Consider the following 18,916-nt stretch of genomic DNA (forward strand, 5'->3'; position numbering starts at 1 on the left):
AGCCGTACTTGTTGTCGAACTTGGACTTCGTCACCGCGTCGTTGACGTTGATCGCCGGGAACAGGAGAACGCCGTCGCGCTGCATCTCGTACAGGCGGTGCACGCCCGTCGTGGTCTCCTCGGTCACGCCACGGATCTCGGAGGAGAGCTGGGTCCACTTCTGGGGGTTCTCGCCCAGGGTGCGGTGGAGCAGCTGGAGGATGACGCGGTGCTCGTCGGACTCGGCGGTCTCCAGGGCGGGGACCTTGCCGTCCTTCTCGTACTCGACGCCCTTGTGGACGAGGAGGGTGGCGTCACCGCCGTCGTCCAGGATCATGTTCGGGCCGCCGGTGGGGCTGTCCGGCCAGGTCAGCGCCTGCTCCGTGCACCACCAGTACTCCTGAAGGGTCTCGCCCTTCCAGGCGAAGACCGGGATGCCCTGCGGGTTGTCCGGCGTGCCGTTCGGGCCGACGGCGATGGCGGCCGCGGCGTGGTCCTGGGTGGAGAAGATGTTGCAGGAGGCCCAGCGGACCTGCGCGCCCAGGGCGACCAGGGTCTCGATGAGCACGGCGGTCTGCACGGTCATGTGCAGGGAGCCGGTGACACGGGCGCCGGCCAGCGGCTGAGCCTCGGCGTACTCCTTGCGGATCGCCATCAGGCCCGGCATCTCGTGCTCGGCGAGGGTGATCTCCTTGCGGCCGAACTCGGCCAGGGAGAGGTCTGCGACCTTGAAGTCCTGTCGGTTGTCGACAGTCGTCATTGCGAGCTGCTCCTCGGGGTTGGGTCGAGGTGGTTACGGCTGGTCTGCGCGGCGGCGGACACAGGGGTGCCCGAAGGAGGACACAGGCATGCCCACGTGCGCGCAGCGCAGTCCGTCGGAGGCCCTCTCTCCCTCGGTCGGTCCGCTGCGGGACCGCCCGACCGCCATCAGCAGCGACGTCTGGCTCCGTCCCAAGCTACACCGGAGGACCCTGACGCCCCCAGTCCGCCTTCGAACACATCGCGCCGATCACGGGATGTGATCGGCGGCCGGAGCGGCCGCGCGGGGGGTGTTTCGAGACACCGTTCCCGGGGGTTGCACCGGGAAGGGAAACGCGACGTACCCCGCACAGGGTGTTCACAGGGGCTCGCTATCCTCCCGGCTGCGGATGGGCCGCACGGGAAGGATGCGATGGCGGGCAAGGGGCGGGGACTTGGGGTCGCGGCGCTCGTGGTGGGGGTGCTGGGAGTGATGTTGGCGGTCGGCGCCTTCGCCTACGGAAAGAAGATGTTCGGGGCGTCCACCGTGTCCAGCGAGAGCATGTCGCCGAACTACGCGCCGGGTGACCGGATCATCTGGGAGCGTGTCGACGGGAGCGAGGTACGGCGCGGTGACGTTGTCGTGTTCTCGGCGCCGGAGCGCTACGGGCCCGGCGTCGTCGTGCTGGAGCGGGTCATCGGGGTCGGCGGCGACCGTGTGGCGTGCTGCACGACCGTGGGGTCGCAGGCGCGGGTCACCGTGAACGGGAAGCCCCTCGAGGAGCCGTACGTGGACCACGGTGACGCCGACGGGATGCATGTGCCGTACGACGTCAAGGTCCCCGACGGGCGGCTGTTCCTGCTGGGCGACCACCGGGCGGCCGCGAGGGACTCGCGCGCCTTCGCCTCGGATCACGGCGGGACGATCCCCGTGGACGCCGTGCGGGGCCGGGTGACGGACGACCGTACGGGCCCCGCCCTGTTCGGTACGGCCCTGCTCCTCGGGGGTGTCCTCGTCCTGGTCGGCATCGGACTGGGGATCGGGGCCTGGGCGGTACGGCGCAGGGCGCGGAGGCTGGTGCCGCCGCCCCCGCCGTGGCCCGTGCAGCAGATCTGACGACTACAGGACGAACTCAGTGACCGGCCGCGTGCGGCGTCGGGCCACCCGGGGTCGCCTCCGGGTCCGGGCCCTTGGCCGCCTCGGCCTCGCTGTAGATGTCGGGCTCGAGGTAGATCACGCGGGCGATCGGGACGGCGGCGCGGATCCGGGCCTCGGCGGCGTCGATCGCGCCCGCGACCTCGGCGGCCGTGTCGTCGTGCCGGACGGCGATCTTGGCGGCGATGAGCAGTTCCTCGGGGCCGAGGTGGAGCGTGCGCATGTGGATGATGCCGGTGACCGTGTCGCCGTCGACCGTCGCGTCCTCGATCTGCTTGACCACGTCGAGGCCCGCGGCCTCACCGAGCAGCAGCGACTTGGTCTCGGCGGCCAGGACGAGGGCGATCAGCACGAGCAGGACGCCGATGCAGACGGTGCCGATGCCGTCCCAGACGCCGTCGCCGGTGAGCAGCGCCAGACCGACACCGCCGAGGGCGAGGACCAGACCGATCAGCGCGCCGAAGTCCTCCAGCAGGACGACCGGCAGCTCGGGGGCCTTGGCGCGCCGGATGAACTGCGACCAGGAGAGCTTGCCACGCAGCTCGTTGGACTCCTTGATGGCCGTGCGGAAGGAGAAGCCCTCGGCGATGATCGCGAAGACCAGGACGCCGACCGGCCAGTACCAGTGCTCGATCTCGTGCGGGTGACTGATCTTCTCGTAGCCCTCGTAGATGGCGAACATGCCGCCGACGGAGAAGAGGACGATCGAGACCAGGAAGGCGTAGATGTAGCGCTCGCGGCCGTAGCCGAAGGGGTGCTGGGGGGTCGCCTCGCGCTGAGCCTTCTTACCGCCGATGAGCAGCAGGAACTGGTTGCCGGAGTCGGCCATCGAGTGCACGCCCTCGGCGAGCATCGACGACGAACCGCTGAACGCGAACGCCACGAACTTCGATGCCGCGATCGCGAGGTTGGCGCCGAGTGCCGCCACGATCGCCCTGGTGCCGCCTGACGCGCTCATGTGTCCGCGTTGTCCCTTCGCCTTCGTCCGTCTGCGCCGGCCAGGGCCCAGCCCTTCGCCTTTGCCCGTCCTTTGCCGGTGGGCCATTCTTGCAGCCCTGCCCACCGGCGACGCGTCAGGTATCCACAGGCACGATCAGACAATCACAGTGGCCCGGAAGACGGTGCCCGTCCCGGACGCCTCGGCCTCTTCGCCCGCCGGCACGAAGACGGACTGGCCCGGGCCCAGTTCGTGCTCGCCCACCCGTACGGAACCGGCGGTGCAGAGGAGGATCTGCGGGGTCGGGAGGGTGAGGTCGTGGGCGGTGCCGCCCTCGGGGAGGACGTAGCGGGACAGCCGGAACTCGTCGATGGGGGTCTCGTAGACCTCCTCGCCGTCGGGGGCCGCCTCCGGGCGCAGGACGCCGGCGTCGCGCGACTCGAAGCGGACGATGCGCAGGAGCTCGGGGACGTCGACGTGCTTGGGGGTCAGGCCACAGCGCAGGACGTTGTCGGAATTGGCCATGATCTCGACGCCGAGGCCGCTCAGGTAGGCGTGCGGGATGCCGGCGCCGAGGAAGAGGGCCTCGCCCGGCTGGAGCCGGACATGGTTGAGCAGCATCGCGGCGATGACGCCCGGGTCGCCCGGGTAGTGGTGGGCGAGGTCGGCGTAGGGCGCGTAGTCGCCGCCGAGGCGGGAGCAGGCGGCCGTGGTCTCGTCGACCGTGTGGGCCATCTCCTCGGGGTCGGCGGTGAGGATCGCGGTGAGGACCTCGCGCAGCGCCGCCTCTTCCGGATGGGCGTGCAGCAGGTCGACGTACGGCTTGAGGGAGTCGACGCCGAGGCCGTCGATCAGTTCCGCGGCCCGGAGCGGGTCGCGAAAGCCGCACAGGCCGTCGAACTCGGTGAGCGCGCAGATCAGTTCGGGCTTGTGGTTGGCGTCCTTGTAGTTGCGGTGCGGGGCGTCGACCGGGACGCCGCGGCGCTCCTCGTCGGCGTACCCCTCCTTGGCCTGCTCCAGGTTCGGGTGCACCTGGAGGGAGAGCGGGGCACCGGCCGCGAGGATCTTCAGCAGGAAGGGCAGGTGCGGGCCGAACTTCGCGACCGCACGCGGTCCGAGCTCCTTCTCCGGGTCCGCGTCGATGATCTCGACGAGAGTGCCGCGAGCGGTGCGCGAGGGTGCGCCCGGGTGCGCGCCCATCCACATCTCCGCCTGCGGTTCACCGGTCGGCTCCACGCCGAGCAGCTTCGGGACGGCGGTGGTGGAGCCCCAGGCGTAGGGGCGGATGGTGTTGTCGAGGCGGTCCATCAACGTCTCTGCTTCTTCTCTGCTCAGGGGTTGTCGCGCGTACGGCGGTCAGGGCGTCGGGGTCAAGATCAGGCCCTCAAAGCGAGCGCCAGGTAAACGGCGGCGAAATCCGTGACGGCGATCAGTTCCGCGAGGGACTCGATGTCGTCACCCGGCTCCGGTTCCAGCTCGCTGATCGGCGTGTCATGGCTGAGCGCCAGGTCACGCGCGGCCGGAGCGGCAGTGAGGCCACCGATCGGGCGGTCACGGAGCAGCACCACGCGCGCGTGCAGCGCGGGGGCCTCCTCCACACGGTCCCGGAAGAAGTCGTCGGGGTCGGCGCTGGCGGCCAGCGGTCCGGCGAGCAGGGCGCTGTGCGCGGCGAGTGCCTCGGGGAGTTCCTCGACCAGGGCGGGGCGTCCGGCGAGTTCGGCGAGCGCGGCGGAGAAACGGCGGCCCGCCGGGCCGGCCGAGGCGCCCTCCGTCCAGATCACCGGGAGCGCGTCGGCGAGTTCCGCGGCGAGGGTCTTGGCGGGGTTGCTGTAGGTGGCGATGGCCGGGCCGCAGCGCTCGGCGATGTGGTCGAGCCGGTCGGCGACCTGCTCCAGGGCCTCGGGCGGGGCACTGAGCAGGCCGATGCGGTCGAGGAGCACGAGCAGCGGGGTGAGCAGGGCCCACAGGACGCCCGGAGAGGACGCGGCGAGGGGTTCGTCGTGGTCGTACGGCGCCGTGGCCATCGGGACGAACAGGCCGTGGGCGCCGGTGACCGCCTCGTGGAGCGGGGTGTGGCCGGGGGCGACGGCGGCGACCGAGCAGCCACGGCGGTAGGCCTGCTCGGCGAGCAGCGAGAGGCTGGGTTCGGTGCCGTCGGGGGTGGCGATCAGAAGCAGGTCCACGGAGCCGGCCCAGCCCGGGAGCTCCCAGCGCAGCGCGCCGGCCGCGGGGGCGACGCCGGTGGGGGCCAGTCGGGTGACGGGGCTGCCCGCGCCGGCGAGTGCGCCGAGGAGATCGGCCGCATGGGTGGCGGCGGCGCCGGGGCCGGCGATCAGGACGGCGCGGGGACGGCCGTCCGGCTTGAGGTCGTTGATGCCCGCCTCGACGGCGTGCCGGGCCGCGGTGCGGACGCGGGCGCCTGCCTCCGCGGCGCCGCGCAGAAGGCCTCGTTGGTCGGCCTCGGCGAGGCCCTCCGGGGAGTCGAGCAGCGATTCGTCGAGCATGGGCGGCAGCCTCCGGTCGCCGGGGTCCTGAGAGGGGCGGCTCGTCTGTATGAGGGGCGCGTGCGCGGGTGTCCGCGCGCGGGGCCTGGCTGTGGGTGGTGGCGGGCCCGTGGTTACGGCGGGCCCCCGGCGTCATGCCGGGCGGCGGGCCTCGTCCACCAGGAGGACGGGGATGCCGTCACGGACGGGGTACGCCAGGCCGCAGTCCTGACCGGTGCAGATCAGCTCGGTGTCCTGCTCCTGGAGCGGGGCGTGGCAGGCCGGGCAGGCGAGGATCTCCAGGAGGCCGGCTTCGAGCGGCATGGGGTGTCCCTTCGGGCAGGTGCGGATGTGCAGTGATGTGCCTGGTCAGGGTACCGCCGTGCGGCGCCCGGCGGAGTGGGTTGCGCCGACCACTCCGCCGGTCCGGCCTGCCGGAAGATCGCCGAGGTCGGGCCGCGGCAACGGCTGAGGTCGGCCCCCTGACGACCGCCGAGGCCGGTCCCCCGACAGCCGTGGTCAGCCCCTGATGATCGCCAGCGCCTCGTCCCTCACCTTGATCATCGTCGCCTCGTCGCGGGCCTCGGCGTTCAGGCGGAGCAGTGGCTCGGTGTTGGAGGGGCGGACGTTGAACCACCAGTCGGCGGCGGAGACCGTGAGGCCGTCGAGGTCGTCGAGGGTGATGTCGTCGCGGCCCTCGTACGCGGAGCGGATCGCGGCGATGCGGGACACCTGGTCGTCGACCGTGGAGTTGATCTCCCCGGAGCCGGCGTAGCGGTCGTACTGGGAGACCAGGGCGGACAGCGGGCCGTCCTGGCCGCCGAGGGCAGCGAGGACGTGGAGGGCCGCGAGCATGCCCGTGTCGGCGTTCCAGAAGTCCTTGAAGTAGTAGTGGGCGGAGTGCTCGCCGCCGAAGATCGCGCCCGTCCTCGCCATCTCGGCCTTGATGAAGGAGTGGCCGACGCGGGTGCGGGCCGGTGTGCCGCCGTTCTCCCGGACCACCTCGGGGACCGACCACGACGTGATCAGGTTGTGGATGATCGTGCCCTCGCCGCCGTTCTTGGCCAGCTCACGCCCGGCCACCAGGGCGGTGATCGCCGACGGGGACACCGGGTCTCCGTTCTCGTCGACGACGAAGCAGCGGTCGGCGTCGCCGTCGAAGGCGATGCCGAGGTCGGCGCCCTCCTCGCGGACGCGCTTTTGGAGGTCGACGATGTTGGCCGGGTCGAGGGGATTGGCCTCGTGGTTGGGGAACGTGCCGTCCAGCTCGAAGTACATCGGGACGAGGGTCAGGGGCAGGCCGGCGAAGACCGTGGGCACGGTGTGGCCGCCCATGCCGTTGCCCGCGTCGACGACGACCTTCAGGGGGCGGATCACGGTCAGGTCGACGAGGGAGCGGAGGTACGCGGCGTAATCCTCCAACGTGTCGCTCCGGGTGATCGTTCCCGGCGTCGGGGCCGGTTCCGGGGCGCCCGACTCGAGCCACCGCTCGGCCAGTTGACGGATCTCGGCGAGGCCCGTGTCCTGGCCGACCGGGGCCGCGCCCGCCCGGCACATCTTGATGCCGTTGTACTGCGCCGGGTTGTGCGAGGCCGTGAACATCGCGCCCGGGAGGTTCAGGGCACCCGAGGCGTAGTACAGCTGGTCCGTCGAGCAGAGGCCGATCTCCGTGACGTCCGCTCCGCATGCAGCGGCGCCGCGCGCGAAGGCACGGGACAGACCCGGCGACGACGGGCGCATGTCGTGGCCGATCACGATCGCGTCCGCGGCGGTCACCTGGACGAAGGCGGCGCCGAAGAGTTCGGCCAGCGTCTCGTCCCACTGGTCCGGGACCACCCCGCGTACGTCGTACGCCTTCACGATCTGCGACAGATCAGCAGCCACGGCCAACCCTCCTGAAAGTCCTATCGGTCGCCCCAAACTACCCGTCCCGGGTAAGGCTCCGATGTGGGAACGCCCAGCGGACCCCCAGACGTAACCTCAGGTCAGGCCGTCGCCCTTTTCGGCGGGCAGGCGCCGGTCGGCGCAACGCCCGTGCGAGGAGGGGTCAGTTGTCCGGGGAGCGCAGCACCCGCAGATGGCCGCGGCGGGCGACCTCCATCGGGTCCGCCGCGCGCGCGCCTGAGCCGCCGGCCTCGGCCGCGCGCTCCTGGGGGCGGGCCGCCTCGCGCACGGCGTTGGCGAGGGCTTCCAGGTCGTCCCCGGTGGGGCGGGCGGGTGCGGAGCCGTCGAGGAGCCGTACGACCTCCCAGCCGCGCGGGGCGGTGAGGCGCTCGGAGTGCTCGGCGCACAGGTCGTAGCAGTGGGGTTCGGCGTAGGTGGCGAGCGGGCCGAGGACCGCGGTCGAGTCGGCGTAGACGTACGTCAGCGTCGCGACGGCGGGTCGGCCGCAAGCGGTGCGCGAACAGCGACGTACAGGGCTCACGACGTTGGACGGTACCGCACTCTTGAGCGGGCCGCGACGACTCTCCACCAGGTCACTCCACCGTGTCGTGCTGTGAGACGTCCCACACACCCCTCTGAACACGCCCTGCTGACCTGCGGGGACGGACCACTCCGGCGTCATGGACGGGTCCCCGTCCGGTCATCGGTAGGCACAAACAGCGTCAAATGCCTTGAGTTTGACGGTCTCGGAGAGATATGGAAACGAGCCCAACCTTGGCTGGAATGGTCATGTGGAGACAAGCCGTACGGGTGGCCGGTTGCCGTCCGGTCGGCGGCCCCCTTGCCGCGTGGAGGCGGGGCGGGCGGACCGCGCGGGGACTACGCTTCACCAGTGATGGACAACCGTGTACCGCCCCGTGCCGCCGGCCCCGGGCCCCGTCGTCGTGATCGCCACGGTCGGGGCATGCGCGGGCCGATCGCGCCACCCCAGGTGCCGCTCGCGGCGAGCCGTGCCGAGGCGTTCGCGGACCTGGTGCAGGACTCCGTGGAGCGACTCGAGCGACGGTGGCCGCAGCTCGCCGACATCGATTTCCTGGTACTCGAGGTACCCCGGCTGGACGGGCGGCCCGGCGAGGGCTGGAGCGACGACGCGGTGCCGCTCGGCGGGACGATCCCCGCGCGCGAGGGCCGCCGGGCCCGGGTCGTGGTCTACCGGCGGCCGGTCGAGATCCGGACGAAGGGGCGGGACGAGCGGGCCGCACTGGTGCACGAGGTGGTCGTGGAGCAGGTGGCGGAGCTGCTGGGGCTGACTCCCGAGACGGTGGATCCCCGCTACGGCGAGGACTGAGCCGGGGTTCGCCGGACGGCCGGTGAACCGGACGCCCGGTGGACCCCGGTCGGACCGCTACTTCTGCAGCACCGACAGATCCTGGTCCGCCTCCGGTACGGCCACCGACCCCCGGTCGTCCGGGAGGGTCTGCACGGTGAAGCCGGCGACGCCCTCCTCCGTGGCCGCCAGGGTGCGGGCGGCGTAGACCGGGCCACCGGACACGGGCTCCACCGTCAGCGCGTACGTGCCCTTCAGACCGGCCGGGACCGGGGCGTCGACGTCCTGGGTGGTGCCCGCCTTGATCGTGTACGTCTTCGTCACCGGCGTGCCGCCACCGCTGCCCGCCGAAGCCGTGACCTTCACCTTCGCGGCGGCGGTGGGCGCGGAGAGGGACAGCGTCGTGCCCTTGCCGCTGTTGTCGGCGGACGTCGCGCGCGTGCCGACCGGGCTGGTGGCCGGGATGAACGCCGTCTCCTGCTTGTCGCCCTTGCCCCGGGTCACCCGGAGGGCGGCGACCACCGGGACAGACCTGTCCGTCGGGGTCAGGACCAGGGAGCCCGCCTCACCGCGCGTGACGTCGCCCAGGTCGATCGCCGAGGTCATGCCCGACTTCACATGCAGGGTCTCGTTCCCCGCAGGCGTGATCAGGCCGCCGGGAGAAGCCAGGCGCACCTTCAGGTCGGCGTCGGCGTCGCCGGGAGTGAAGGCGATCAGGCGCACGGAGGTGGCGTCCTTCGGGATGCCGGGCAGGACCAGGGTGCCCGCCGGGTCGGCGGACGCGGCCAGCCAGTCGCCGCCGATCTTGTCGTCCAGGGCCTGTACGGCCGCGCCGACCCGTCCGCTGCGCACGCTGACGTGCACGGTCACGTTGGTCTGCCGCTCGTTGCTGAGCGTGGACAACAGGACCGGCTCGCTGGAGTGCGGCTGGACCGTGATCCCCTCCCCGACCGTGGACTTGATCGCGCCGTCCTTGCCGTAGAGCTCGATGTCGACGACGGCCGGGCCGTCGTCGGGGTTGGTGAGGTGCACGTAGTCGGTGCGGTCGGCGGCGGTGCTGGCGCCGGGGAACCAGAACTCCGTGTCCGGGGCCGTGCAATTGACGCCCTGGAGCCCGCGTCCGGTGCCCGCGGCGACCTCCGTGGTCTCCTGGACGGTCCAGCCCGGCGCGAACTTCCCGTCGGCCGTGCCGATGAGCGCGGGCGAGTCGGCGCCGGAGGTGTCACCGGTGGCCGGGGTGCCGGGCTCCTTGGGGGTCAGGACGGGCTTGGCGGTCTTCTTCTTTTCCTTGCCCTTCGTGGAGCCGCTCGTCCCGTCCGCCGACTCCTCCGTGGCCGACCGAAGTTCGGCCTTGCCGCCGCTCGCCGTGCCCTTCGTGACGGGGGTGAACGACGTGTACGAGGTCTCGGCGATGTCGGAGATGCTCGGGGTCGGGCACAGCAGGCTGGTGCGCTCGACGGGCAGCTGGGCCGCTGCCTCGGCGGTCGGCGCGCCGGACGCGTCGGGCGTCTTGAGCGCGGCGAACCCGGTGACGGCAGCCAGCGCGGCGGTGCCGGCGATCAGGGACAGGGTGGTGCGCTTCACTGCTGGCTCCCGTCGGGGCGCTCGCTACCGGTGCCGTGGGGGTGGGGCTGCGCCGGGTCATAGGCCTGGTCGTAGCCCTGCTGGTACGTCGGGTCGTACGGCATCTGTCCGCCCTGTCCGCCGTAGGCGTACGGGTCGTACTGGCCGCTCTGGTACGGGTCGGCCTGGTACGCCTGCTGGTCGTAGCCGCCCGGCTGGTACTGCCCGGCGCCCTGGTACTGGTCGCCGTAGGCGGGGTAGCCGTCGCCCGCGTAGCCCGACGCGTCCCAGTCGCCGTAGGACTGCTGGTGCGGCACGGCGGGGGCCTCCTCCGGGGGCGGAGGCACGCTGTCGGGGTCGGACTCGTCCGTGTCGGTGGTCCCCTCGGCCTCCGCCTGGGCCCGCAGACGGCGGGCGCGGCGGCCCTCGCCTGCGGCGGGCTGGGCGGGGACGGTCTCCTCCTCGGGGAGGTCGTCGTCGATGTCGCGGCGACGGCCCGGCAGGGCGAGCACGACGAGCACGACGGCGAGCGAGCCCTGGGCCCACAGCCAGCCGGTGTGGCTGACGGGGGCGTCGTAGGTGACGTCCAGCCGTCCCCCGGTGGAGGGGAGTTCGAAGCCCTGGGCCCAGCCGTCGACCGTGGTGCGGGTGAGCGGCCTGCCGTCCAGGGTGGCGGTCCAGCCCTCCGCGGCGGAGTCGGCCAGGCGCAGGACACGGCCGTCGGAGCCAGTGGGGATGGTGGTGTGGATCTCGACGGGTCCGGCGGCGACCGGCTGTGCGGTGCCCGAGCCCGAGGCGGGCACGATCGCGGCCCGTGAGACCTGCTGGTCGACGCGCCACAGGCCGCTGCCGCTCTGCTCGCTGAGCCGGGTCAGGCCGGGCGTGGCGTCCAGGACGCGGGTGACCTCGCGGGGCGCGCCCTTGTGGACCAGGACGTAGCGCACGGCGAAGCCGCCGAGCTGGTTCGCCTGGTCGGCGCCGGAGCCGGCGACGAGGTTGGCGACGACCTTGTCGAGCTTGCCGTTCTCACCGTCGGCCGCGGCCAGTTCGGCATCCCCCATGCGGGCGCCGGAGCCGCGGACCAGGGTGTAGCGGACGCGGGCGGTGGAGTCGCTGTCGAGGACCAGGGTGCGGGCCTGGTCGCGGGTGCCGCTCTCCTCGGCGACGAACGCGGGCACCTGCACCGGGTCGCGTCGCTCCACGGGACCGTCGGCGCCGCGGATCATCCAGCCGGCGGCGACGAGCAGCGGGCCCGCGGCCGAGGCGAACGCGATCAGCGCTGCCACCGGCTGGCGCCAGCCGAAGTTCTGCTCGGCCACGCGTGCGCGTGCCCCGTCGGCGCCGAGCGCGGCGGCGGCCAGCAGCGCGATGCCGTAGACGAGGGTCGCGGGTCCGGCCCAGGTGGAGCTGTTGGACAGGACCGCGAAGACGAGGCCCACCAGCGCGGCCGCCCAGGCTGTCCGGATGCCCAGTCGGCGCTCGGAGCGCATCAGGGCGGCCAGCGCGGCCAGGACGATGCCGAGGAGCATCAGGCCGTCCACGGTGCCGGGGCCGCCGGGGCTGGCTCCGAGCAGGTCGAGGGCGGAGGCGGCCGAGGAGCCGTACTCCAGTCCGGCCTCCTTGAAGAAGCCGAACGGGAGCAGCGTCAGCGACCAGGGCGCGAGGACCAGCAGCGGGGTGCCCAGCTGGACCAGGAAGCGCAGACCGTGGGCGACGGGGTCGCGGCGGCGCACGGCCAGAACGCCGATCCCCAGGATCAGTGCGATCGGCCATACGATCGGTGTGAAAGCGGTGGCCATGGTCAGCAGCAGCGCATACGCCCAGGTGGCACGCCAACTGCCACGCGCGCCGGAGGAGTTGGCCAGTCCGGCCGCGGCGGTGCCCGCGCGGGCCAGGAGGGGCAGCAGGACGGCGAGGACGGCGGTGCCGATGCGGCCGCCGGCCAGGGCGCCGGTGGCTGCGGGAAGGATGGCGTAGGCGACGGCCGCCCACGCGCGCAGCAGGCGGGACTCGACGAGCGGGCGCGAGGCGAAGTAGGCGGTGAACCCGGCCAGCGGCACCGAGCCGACGAGCAGCACCGTCACCGCGAGGCCGGTCGAGCCGAACAGCGTGGAGGCCAGCATCGCGACGAGGGCGAGGTACGGCGGGGCGGCGGGGGTGCCGCCCGCGCCCACCGCGTGCCAGGCGTCCAGGTAGCGGGACCACAGCTCGCCGGAGTCGGCCGGGGCGGGCAGCAGGGCGCCGCCCGCGAGCGCGCCGCCGCCCAGGAGTGCGCGGCAGGCGATGAGCGAGACGAGCAGCAGCACCAGGAAGAGCACCGGACCGGGCTTGCGGGCGATGCGCTTGATGCGGGCGAACTGCTCGACCTCCAGGAAGTCGGCGTCGTCGCCGCCCGGCCCGGACTCGACCGCGCCACCGTGCCGACCGGCCGAGGAGGCCTCGGTGTCGGAGCCGCCGAAGAAGTCGCCGGCGACCTGCTCCACGGTGGCCCGCACGGTCGCGCCCGGGGGCGGGAACAGCGGTCGCAGCTCGCCCTTGTCGATCTGCGGACGGCCGCGCCTGCGCCGTCCGGCGATGATCCGCTCGGGGCGCAGCAGGGTGCCGAGGAGGCCACGGATCTCGTCGACGGCCTGTCCGGGGACCTTGCCGACGAGATAGGCGACGGTCCTCAGGAGTGTGCCGAGCACCACGCGCAGCAGTACCCAGGGCAGCACTGCCGTGCGGGTGTTGACGAGGAGGGTGTAGACGGCGCCCGCCTTGTCGACCTTGTGCGGGGAGGCCGCGGTGCGGCTCACACAGTCGACGGTGCGGCGCTCGCGGGAGGCGGCCTCGGCGTGCCGTACGACGGCGTCGGGGGCGACGAGGACGCGGTGGCCGGCCGAGTGTGCGCGCCAGCACAGGTCGACGTCGTCGCGCATCAGGGGCAGCCGACGGTCGAAGCCGCCGAGTTCCTCGAAGACGTCGCGCCGGATCAGCATGCCGGCGGTGGACACCGACAGCACGGGCCGTACGTGGTCGTGCTGGCCCTGGTCCTGTTCGCGGCGGTCGAGGCCGGTCCAGCGGCGGCCGGAGTTGGCGATGGTGACGCCGACCTCCAGGAGCTGCCGGCGGTCGTACCAGCCGCGCAGCTTGGGGCCCACGACGGCCACGTCGTCGCGGCCCAGCTCCATTTCGTTGTCCACGACGCGCAGCAGCTGGGCGAGGGCGTCGGGGTCGGGGGCGCAGTCGTCGTGCAGCAGCCAGAGCCACTGGATCGGCTCCCCGTGCGGGAGCTCGGGCAGGTCGTAGGCGTCGTCGCGCCAGGTGCGCGTGACGGGGTCCCAGCCGCTGGGGCGCTTCAGATACGGCAGCTCCTCCGGGGTGAGCACGGGGGCGCTGCGGTTGGCCTCCTCGACGGCCTGGCCGAAGCCGGTGCGCCGGGCGAGGTGGAGCACGCGGTCGGCGCCGAGGGCGTCGGTGACCAGCTGGGCGGAGTCGTCCGCGCTGCCGGTGTCGGCCGCGATCGCGTACTGAACGGGGCGCTCCTGGCCGAGCAGCCCGGCGAGCGCGTCGGGCAGCCAGCGGGCGCCGTCGTGGGAGACGAGGACCGCGGTCACCACATGACGCGGAGACTCGGGCTGGTGGGCCGGGTCAAACACTGCGGTGGCAGCGTCGTGTTGGGCTGCCGTCTGGCTGTGCACGGACATCGAGGTACGGGCCCCGGTTCGATGGACTGCGGTGGACGCCTGTGCCCCGAGGGGGCAGCGGGGCGTCTCGGACGAGCGACCACACTATCGGCTGGCCAAGAAGACGGCCCGCCGCCTGTGGATAACCCACCGGCGACGGGCCGTTCGTGACGTGTACGAGACGTGTACTGGTGAAGGGTCCGTGCCGTTCGGTCGGGCGGCGGCCTTCGGTCCTTTTCAGGCTGGTGTCCCCTTCGGACGGCGGCCTTTTCAGACGGCGGCCTTCTTCAGCCGGCGCCGCTCGCGCTCGGACAGACCGCCCCAGATCCCGAAGCGCTCGTCGTTGGCCAGGGCGTACTCGAGACACTCGGAGCGCACCTCGCAGGCGAGGCAGACCTTCTTGGCCTCTCTGGTCGAGCCGCCCTTCTCGGGGAAGAAGGACTCGGGGTCGGTCTGGGCGCACAGTGCGCGCTCCTGCCAGCCGAGTTCCTCGTCCGCGTCGTCGACCAGCAGTTGCTGCACCAGCTCGGTCATGTGCGCCCCTCGTCTGTCTTTCGCGTCCCCGTGATGTAGCCGTTACCGATTTCGGCTGAACGACACGAGTGAAATTACAAGTGTGCTGCTCCGGGCGAGTCAAGCCGAGATCTGCTATTGGGCCCGTTATTCACTCTGCGGAACCAAGGCCATGCGGAAAGTGTTCAAATCGCCATAAACCTTGACACGCAGACGAGGCCCGGGAGGGACGCCGACCCCACACAGACACTTGTACGGAGAAGGACGCCCAGGAGTTCGATCGCGTTCCGACGGGACTCGTGCGCCCGGATGTGCGCCATGTGTCCGGGTGCCCCACAGAACAAACCTTTCACCCTGGAGATGAACCGGATGAGGTGAAACGTGTCCCACATACCGGGCGCCGAGTTGACAGTGCGGGTGTGAACCGATGTCCTTGGGGGCATGCTCGCGAACTTGGCTCTCACCTCGACCCGCACCGCCGGGTCCCACGGTGCTGCCCACGTTCGCTGTAGCTGTTGTTGCTGTTCCAGCTGTTGAGCCCAACGCGCTCCGGCTGTCCTTGAGTCCATCCCGACTCGGCTGCTGTCCCCTTTCCCGACCCTGATCCAGGGCCACCCCTTCCGTCCGTGACCCGGGCGGACGGCACGCGAGACCCCAGCCCCCACTCTTCCGCCGAGGACCCACCGCACCCCCATGAACAGCGACAACGACCTCCAGATCGCCGGCGACATCCTCGAAGTCCCGCACCTGCTGCAGCCCCCGCGCGAGCACCCGGCCACCGTCGCCGAGTTCGTCGGCCTGGCCCGCACCATCGCCGCCGACCGCTCCCAGTGGGAGCACCTCGTCCGGTACGACGCCACGACGCGCTGGTACCACCGGCTGCGCACCGGCCCCGGCTACGAGGTGTGGCTGCTGTCCTGGGTGCCGGGACAGGGCAGCGGGCTGCACGACCACGGCCGGTCCTCCGGCGTGCTGACCGTCCTGGAGGGCACGCTGACCGAGCGGACCGAGCGGGGCACGCGCGCGTTGGAGGCGGGCGCGCAGCGGGTGTTCGCGCCGGGGTATGCGCACGAGGTCGTCAACGACGCGTTGGAGCCGGCGGTCAGCCTGCACGTCTATTACCCGGGCCTGACCGAGATGCCCATGCTCCCCCAGTCTCAGCTTCGTTCGACCGGGGGACCCGCGTCGCCCCCCACTGCGAGGCGGGGGCGCAGCCCCGTCGGGTGACTGCCTGACGTTCGGCTGCCTGACGCGTTGTCGTACCGGCCTGCCAGACTTGCTCCCATGCGCATTGTGGTTCTGGCAGGCGGCATCGGTGGTGCCCGGTTCCTGCGCGGTCTGAAGCGAGCCGTGCCGGACGCGGACGTCACGGTCATCGGCAACACCGGGGACGACATCCACCTCTTCGGGCTCAAGGTCTGCCCGGACCTCGACACGGTGATGTACACGCTCGGCGGCGGCATCAACGAGGAGCAGGGCTGGGGGCGGGCCGATGAGACCTTCCACCTCAAGGAGGAGCTCGCGGCGTACGGGGCCGGGCCCGGCTGGTTCGGGCTCGGCGACCGGGACTTCGCCACGCACATCGTGCGGACGCAGATGCTGAGCGCCGGTTATCCGCTGAGCGCGGTGACCGAGGCGCTGTGCGACCGCTGGAAGCCGGGCGTACGGCTGATCCCGATGACCGACGACCGCGTCGAGACGCATGTCGCGGTCGAGGTCGATGGCGAGCGCAAGGCGGTCCATTTCCAGGAGTACTGGGTGCGGCTGCGGGCGTCGGTCCCGGCGGAGGCGGTCGTGCCGGTCGGGGCCGAGCAGGCGAAGCCCGCGCCCGGCGTGCTGGAGGCGATCGCGGAGGCGGACGTCATCCTCTTCCCGCCGTCCAACCCCGTCGTGTCCGTCGGCACGATCCTGGCCGTGCCCGGCATCCGGGAGGCGATCGCCGAAGCCGGAGTGCCGGTGGTGGGCCTCTCCCCCATCGTCGGGGACGCGCCCGTGCGCGGGATGGCCGACAAGGTGCTCGCGGCGGTCGGTGTGGAGTCCACCGCGGCGGCGGTGGCCGAGCACTATGGCTCGGGGCTCCTCGACGGCTGGCTCGTCGACACCGTGGACGCCGGCTCGGTGGAGCGGATCGAGGCGGCCGGCATCCGCTGCCGGGCCGTACCTCTGATGATGACCGATGCGGACGCGACCGCTCAGATGGTCCGGGAGGCACTGGCGCTGGCCGAGGAGGTGCGGGGAGTTTGAGCGAGGAAGCACCCGAGTACCGGGTCTGGGCCGTCGGCGGTATTCCCGAGGTCCAGCTGGGCGACGACCTCGGCAAGCTGATCGCCGCCGCCGAACCCGGGCTGCTCGACGGGGATGTGCTCCTTGTCACCTCCAAGATCGTGTCGAAGGCGGAGGGCCGGGTCGTCGAGGCGGCCGACCGGGAGGCGGCGATCGACGCGGAGACCGTGCGGGTCGTGGCCCGGCGCGGACCGCTGCGGATCGTCGAGAACCGGCAGGGTCTGGTCATGGCGGCCGCCGGGGTCGATGCCTCCAACACCCCTTCGGGGACGGTGCTGTTGCTGCCGGAGGATCCGGACGCGTCCGCGCGGGCGATCCGGGACGGGCTGCGCGACGCCCTCGGCGTCAACGTCGGAGTCCTGGTCACCGACACCTTCGGGCGACCGTGGCGCGCGGGGCTGACGGACGTCGCGATCGGCGCGGCGGGTGTGCGCGTGCTGGACGATCTGCGTGGGGGCACGGACGCGTACGGCAATCCGCTCAGCGCGACGGTCGTGGCCACGGCGGACGAGCTCGCCGCCGCGGGCGACCTCGTCAAGGGCAAGGCGGCCGGCCTGCCGGTCGCCGTGGTGCGCGGGCTGCCGCACGTGGTGAGCGGGGACCACGAGGACGGGGCACGGGCGGAGGAAGGGACACGGGCGATGGTGCGCGACGCGCGCGACGACATGTTCCGGCTCGGCACCTCCGAGGCGGTACGGGAGGCGGTGACCCAGCGGCGTACCGTACGGGCCTTCACCGACGAGCCCGTCGACCCGGGGGCGGTACGGCGAGCGGTGGCCGCGGCGGTGACCGCGCCGGCCCCGCACCACACCACACCGTGGCGCTTCGTCCTGCTGGAGTCGGAGGAGTCCCGGACCCGGCTGCTCGACGCCATGCGTGACGCGTGGATCGCCGACCTCGCGCGGGACGGCAAGACGGAGGAGTCGATCGCCAAGCGGGTGCGGCGCGGGGACGTGCTGCGCAACGCGCCGTACCTGGTCGTGCCCTGTCTCGTCATGGACGGCTCGCACACATACGGCGACCCGCGGCGGGACACGGCCGAGCGGGAGATGTTCGTGGTCGCCACGGGCGCGGGCGTGCAGAACCTCCTGGTCGCGCTGGCCGGGGAGCGGCTCGGTTCGGCCTGGGTGTCGTCGACGATGTTCTGCCGGGACGTGGTGCGCAAGGTGCTCGGGCTTCCGCACGACTGGGATCCCATGGGGGCGGTGGCGGTCGGACATCCGGCCGAGGCGCCGCGGCCCCGGCCGGAGCGGGAGGCAGGGGCGTTCATCGAGGTCCGGTGACCGTGCCGTACGACCGCCTAGTCTCATAGGACAGCTCCGGCAGCTCAGGGGATCCCACTCGTGGCAGGACGCTTCGCTCCGCGGCCCACGCGTACGACCGTGCGCGGTGGGCATGTCGCCGTGCCCGCCGGGACGGGGGTGCCGCGGCAGACCGGCGGGGCCGGGCGGGTGCGCAGGTGGGTGCCGGAGGGCGCGCTCGATCTTGGGCTGGTGCTCGGGCCGCTGCGGCGCGGACCGGCCGACCCGACGTTCCGGGCCATGCCGGACGGGTCCGTGTGGCGCGCCAGCCGGACACCCGTCGGGCCGGGGACCCTGCGGGTGGCGGCGTACGGCGGGGAGGTGCGCGGGGAGGCATGGGGGCCGGGAGCCGACTGGCTGCTGGAGCGATTGCCGGAGCTGCTGGGCGCCGCCGACGACCCCGAGGCCTTCGCGCCGCGGCACCGGCTGGTGGCGCTGGCCCGCCACCGGCGGCCCGGGCTCAGGCTGACGCGGACCGGGCTGGTGCTGGAGTCGCTGATCCCGTCGATTCTGGAGCAGAAGGTCACGACCGACGAGGCGTACCGGGCGTGGCGGCTGCTGGTGCGGAAGTTCGGGGAGCCGGCGCCGGGGCCCGCGGCGGGCTCACGGCTGTGGGTGATGCCCGAGCCTCGGACGTGGGCGCTGATTCCGTCCTGGGAGTGGCATCGGGCCGGGGTCGACAACAAGCGGGCGTCGACGATTCTGCGGGCCGTACGGGTCGCTGCGCGGCTCGAGGAAGCGGTCGGGATGGAGCCGGCGGCTGCGCAGACGCGGTTGGAGGTCGTGCCGGGGATCGGGCCCTGGACGTCGGCGGAGACCGTGCAGCGCAGCCATGGGGCGCCGGATGCGGTGACCGTCGGGGATCTGCATCTGCCGGGGATCGTGGGGTGGGCGCTGGCGGGGGACCGGTATGCGGACGACTCCGTGATGCTGGAGTTGTTGGAGCCGTATGCCGGGCAGCGGCATCGGGCGGCTCGGTTGATTCTGCTGAGCGGGAAGACGCCGGCGCGGAGGGCTCCGAAGATGCCTCGCGGCGATATCGGCCGCTTGTGAGGCGGGCGTCGGCCGGTGCCGGGGGACGGGCCGC

Annotated in this window: 16 protein-coding genes; 6 read left to right on the forward strand and 10 right to left on the reverse strand. The window is 72.5% G+C overall.

Annotated elements, in window-relative coordinates:
- A partial coding sequence (locus Q8A52_RS03700) for an adenosylhomocysteinase (protein ID WP_316748776.1) occupies positions 1–739 on the reverse strand: 739 nt, incomplete at its 3' end.
- Between the two features lie 411 nt (positions 740–1,150).
- On the opposite strand from Q8A52_RS03700, the gene lepB reads away from it, so the two are divergent.
- Complete coding sequence (gene lepB, locus Q8A52_RS03705; RefSeq protein WP_316748778.1) at positions 1,151–1,834, forward strand: signal peptidase I; 684 nt, start codon at positions 1,151–1,153, stop codon at positions 1,832–1,834.
- A gap of 16 nt (positions 1,835–1,850) precedes the next feature.
- Here the strand turns inward: lepB and Q8A52_RS03710 are convergent, their stop codons facing one another.
- The 6 genes from Q8A52_RS03710 to Q8A52_RS03735 all read right to left on the reverse strand — a co-directional run bounded on the left by Q8A52_RS03710 (position 1,851) and on the right by Q8A52_RS03735 (position 7,766).
- Positions 1,851–2,831 carry a cation diffusion facilitator family transporter gene (locus tag Q8A52_RS03710; protein ID WP_316748780.1) on the reverse strand — a complete coding sequence of 327 codons (981 nt, stop codon included), beginning with the start codon at positions 2,829–2,831 and terminating at the stop codon, positions 1,851–1,853.
- A 135-nt stretch (positions 2,832–2,966) separates the two neighbouring features.
- Entirely contained in the window at positions 2,967–4,118 is a 1,152-nt protein-coding gene (manA, locus tag Q8A52_RS03715; RefSeq protein ID WP_316748782.1) for a mannose-6-phosphate isomerase, class I, read from the reverse strand.
- 68 nt (positions 4,119–4,186) lie between these two features.
- Entirely contained in the window at positions 4,187–5,314 is a 1,128-nt protein-coding gene (locus tag Q8A52_RS03720; RefSeq protein ID WP_316748783.1) for an SIS domain-containing protein, read from the reverse strand.
- A gap of 132 nt (positions 5,315–5,446) precedes the next feature.
- Positions 5,447–5,617, reverse strand: coding sequence for a Trm112 family protein (locus Q8A52_RS03725; RefSeq protein WP_316748785.1), 171 nt, complete (start codon positions 5,615–5,617; stop codon positions 5,447–5,449).
- 195 nt (positions 5,618–5,812) lie between these two features.
- Entirely contained in the window at positions 5,813–7,177 is a 1,365-nt protein-coding gene (locus Q8A52_RS03730) for a phosphomannomutase/phosphoglucomutase (RefSeq protein WP_316748787.1), read from the reverse strand.
- 163 nt (positions 7,178–7,340) lie between these two features.
- Complete coding sequence (locus Q8A52_RS03735; protein WP_316748788.1) at positions 7,341–7,766, reverse strand: DUF3499 domain-containing protein; 426 nt, start codon at positions 7,764–7,766, stop codon at positions 7,341–7,343.
- Between the two features lie 306 nt (positions 7,767–8,072).
- Between Q8A52_RS03735 and Q8A52_RS03740 the strand changes: the two genes are divergently transcribed.
- Positions 8,073–8,525 carry a metallopeptidase family protein gene (locus tag Q8A52_RS03740; protein ID WP_263216500.1) on the forward strand — a complete coding sequence of 151 codons (453 nt, stop codon included), beginning with the start codon at positions 8,073–8,075 and terminating at the stop codon, positions 8,523–8,525.
- 57 nt (positions 8,526–8,582) lie between these two features.
- On the opposite strand, the gene Q8A52_RS03745 is transcribed toward Q8A52_RS03740, so the two are convergent.
- From Q8A52_RS03745 to Q8A52_RS03755, 3 genes are all read right to left on the reverse strand, one after another.
- On the reverse strand, positions 8,583–10,088 hold the full coding sequence (locus Q8A52_RS03745; protein ID WP_316748789.1) for a DUF5719 family protein: 1,506 nt from the start codon (positions 10,086–10,088) through the stop codon (positions 8,583–8,585).
- Complete coding sequence (locus Q8A52_RS03750; RefSeq protein WP_316748791.1) at positions 10,085–13,753, reverse strand: glycosyltransferase; 3,669 nt, start codon at positions 13,751–13,753, stop codon at positions 10,085–10,087. The genes Q8A52_RS03745 and Q8A52_RS03750 overlap by 4 nt, the downstream gene beginning before the upstream one ends.
- 249 nt (positions 13,754–14,002) lie before the next feature.
- Positions 14,003–14,266: a WhiB family transcriptional regulator gene (locus Q8A52_RS03755; RefSeq protein WP_003975777.1), complete on the reverse strand. Its 264-nt coding sequence runs from the start codon at positions 14,264–14,266 to the stop codon at positions 14,003–14,005.
- 672 nt (positions 14,267–14,938) lie between these two features.
- Here Q8A52_RS03755 and Q8A52_RS03760 point away from each other — a divergent pair.
- Genes Q8A52_RS03760 through Q8A52_RS03775 form a run of 4 tightly spaced genes read left to right on the forward strand, consistent with a single transcriptional unit; the run spans position 14,939 to position 18,882 of the window.
- Entirely contained in the window at positions 14,939–15,472 is a 534-nt protein-coding gene (locus Q8A52_RS03760) for a cysteine dioxygenase (protein WP_316748792.1), read from the forward strand.
- Positions 15,473–15,529: 57 nt separating this feature from the next.
- Positions 15,530–16,489 carry a 2-phospho-L-lactate transferase gene (gene cofD / locus Q8A52_RS03765; RefSeq protein WP_316748793.1) on the forward strand — a complete coding sequence of 320 codons (960 nt, stop codon included), beginning with the start codon at positions 15,530–15,532 and terminating at the stop codon, positions 16,487–16,489.
- On the forward strand, positions 16,486–17,811 hold the full coding sequence (locus Q8A52_RS03770; protein ID WP_316748794.1) for a coenzyme F420-0:L-glutamate ligase: 1,326 nt from the start codon (positions 16,486–16,488) through the stop codon (positions 17,809–17,811). Before cofD ends, Q8A52_RS03770 begins: the two co-directional genes overlap by 4 nt.
- Before the next feature lie 60 nt (positions 17,812–17,871).
- Positions 17,872–18,882 (forward strand): DNA-3-methyladenine glycosylase family protein, encoded by a 1,011-nt coding sequence (locus Q8A52_RS03775; RefSeq protein ID WP_316748796.1) that lies wholly within the window; start codon positions 17,872–17,874, stop codon positions 18,880–18,882.
- Positions 18,883–18,916: the final 34 nt, after the last annotated feature.

It is taken from the genome of Streptomyces herbicida, from assembly GCF_032656585.1.
Taxonomy (GTDB): Bacteria; Actinomycetota; Actinomycetes; order Streptomycetales; family Streptomycetaceae; genus Streptomyces; species Streptomyces herbicida.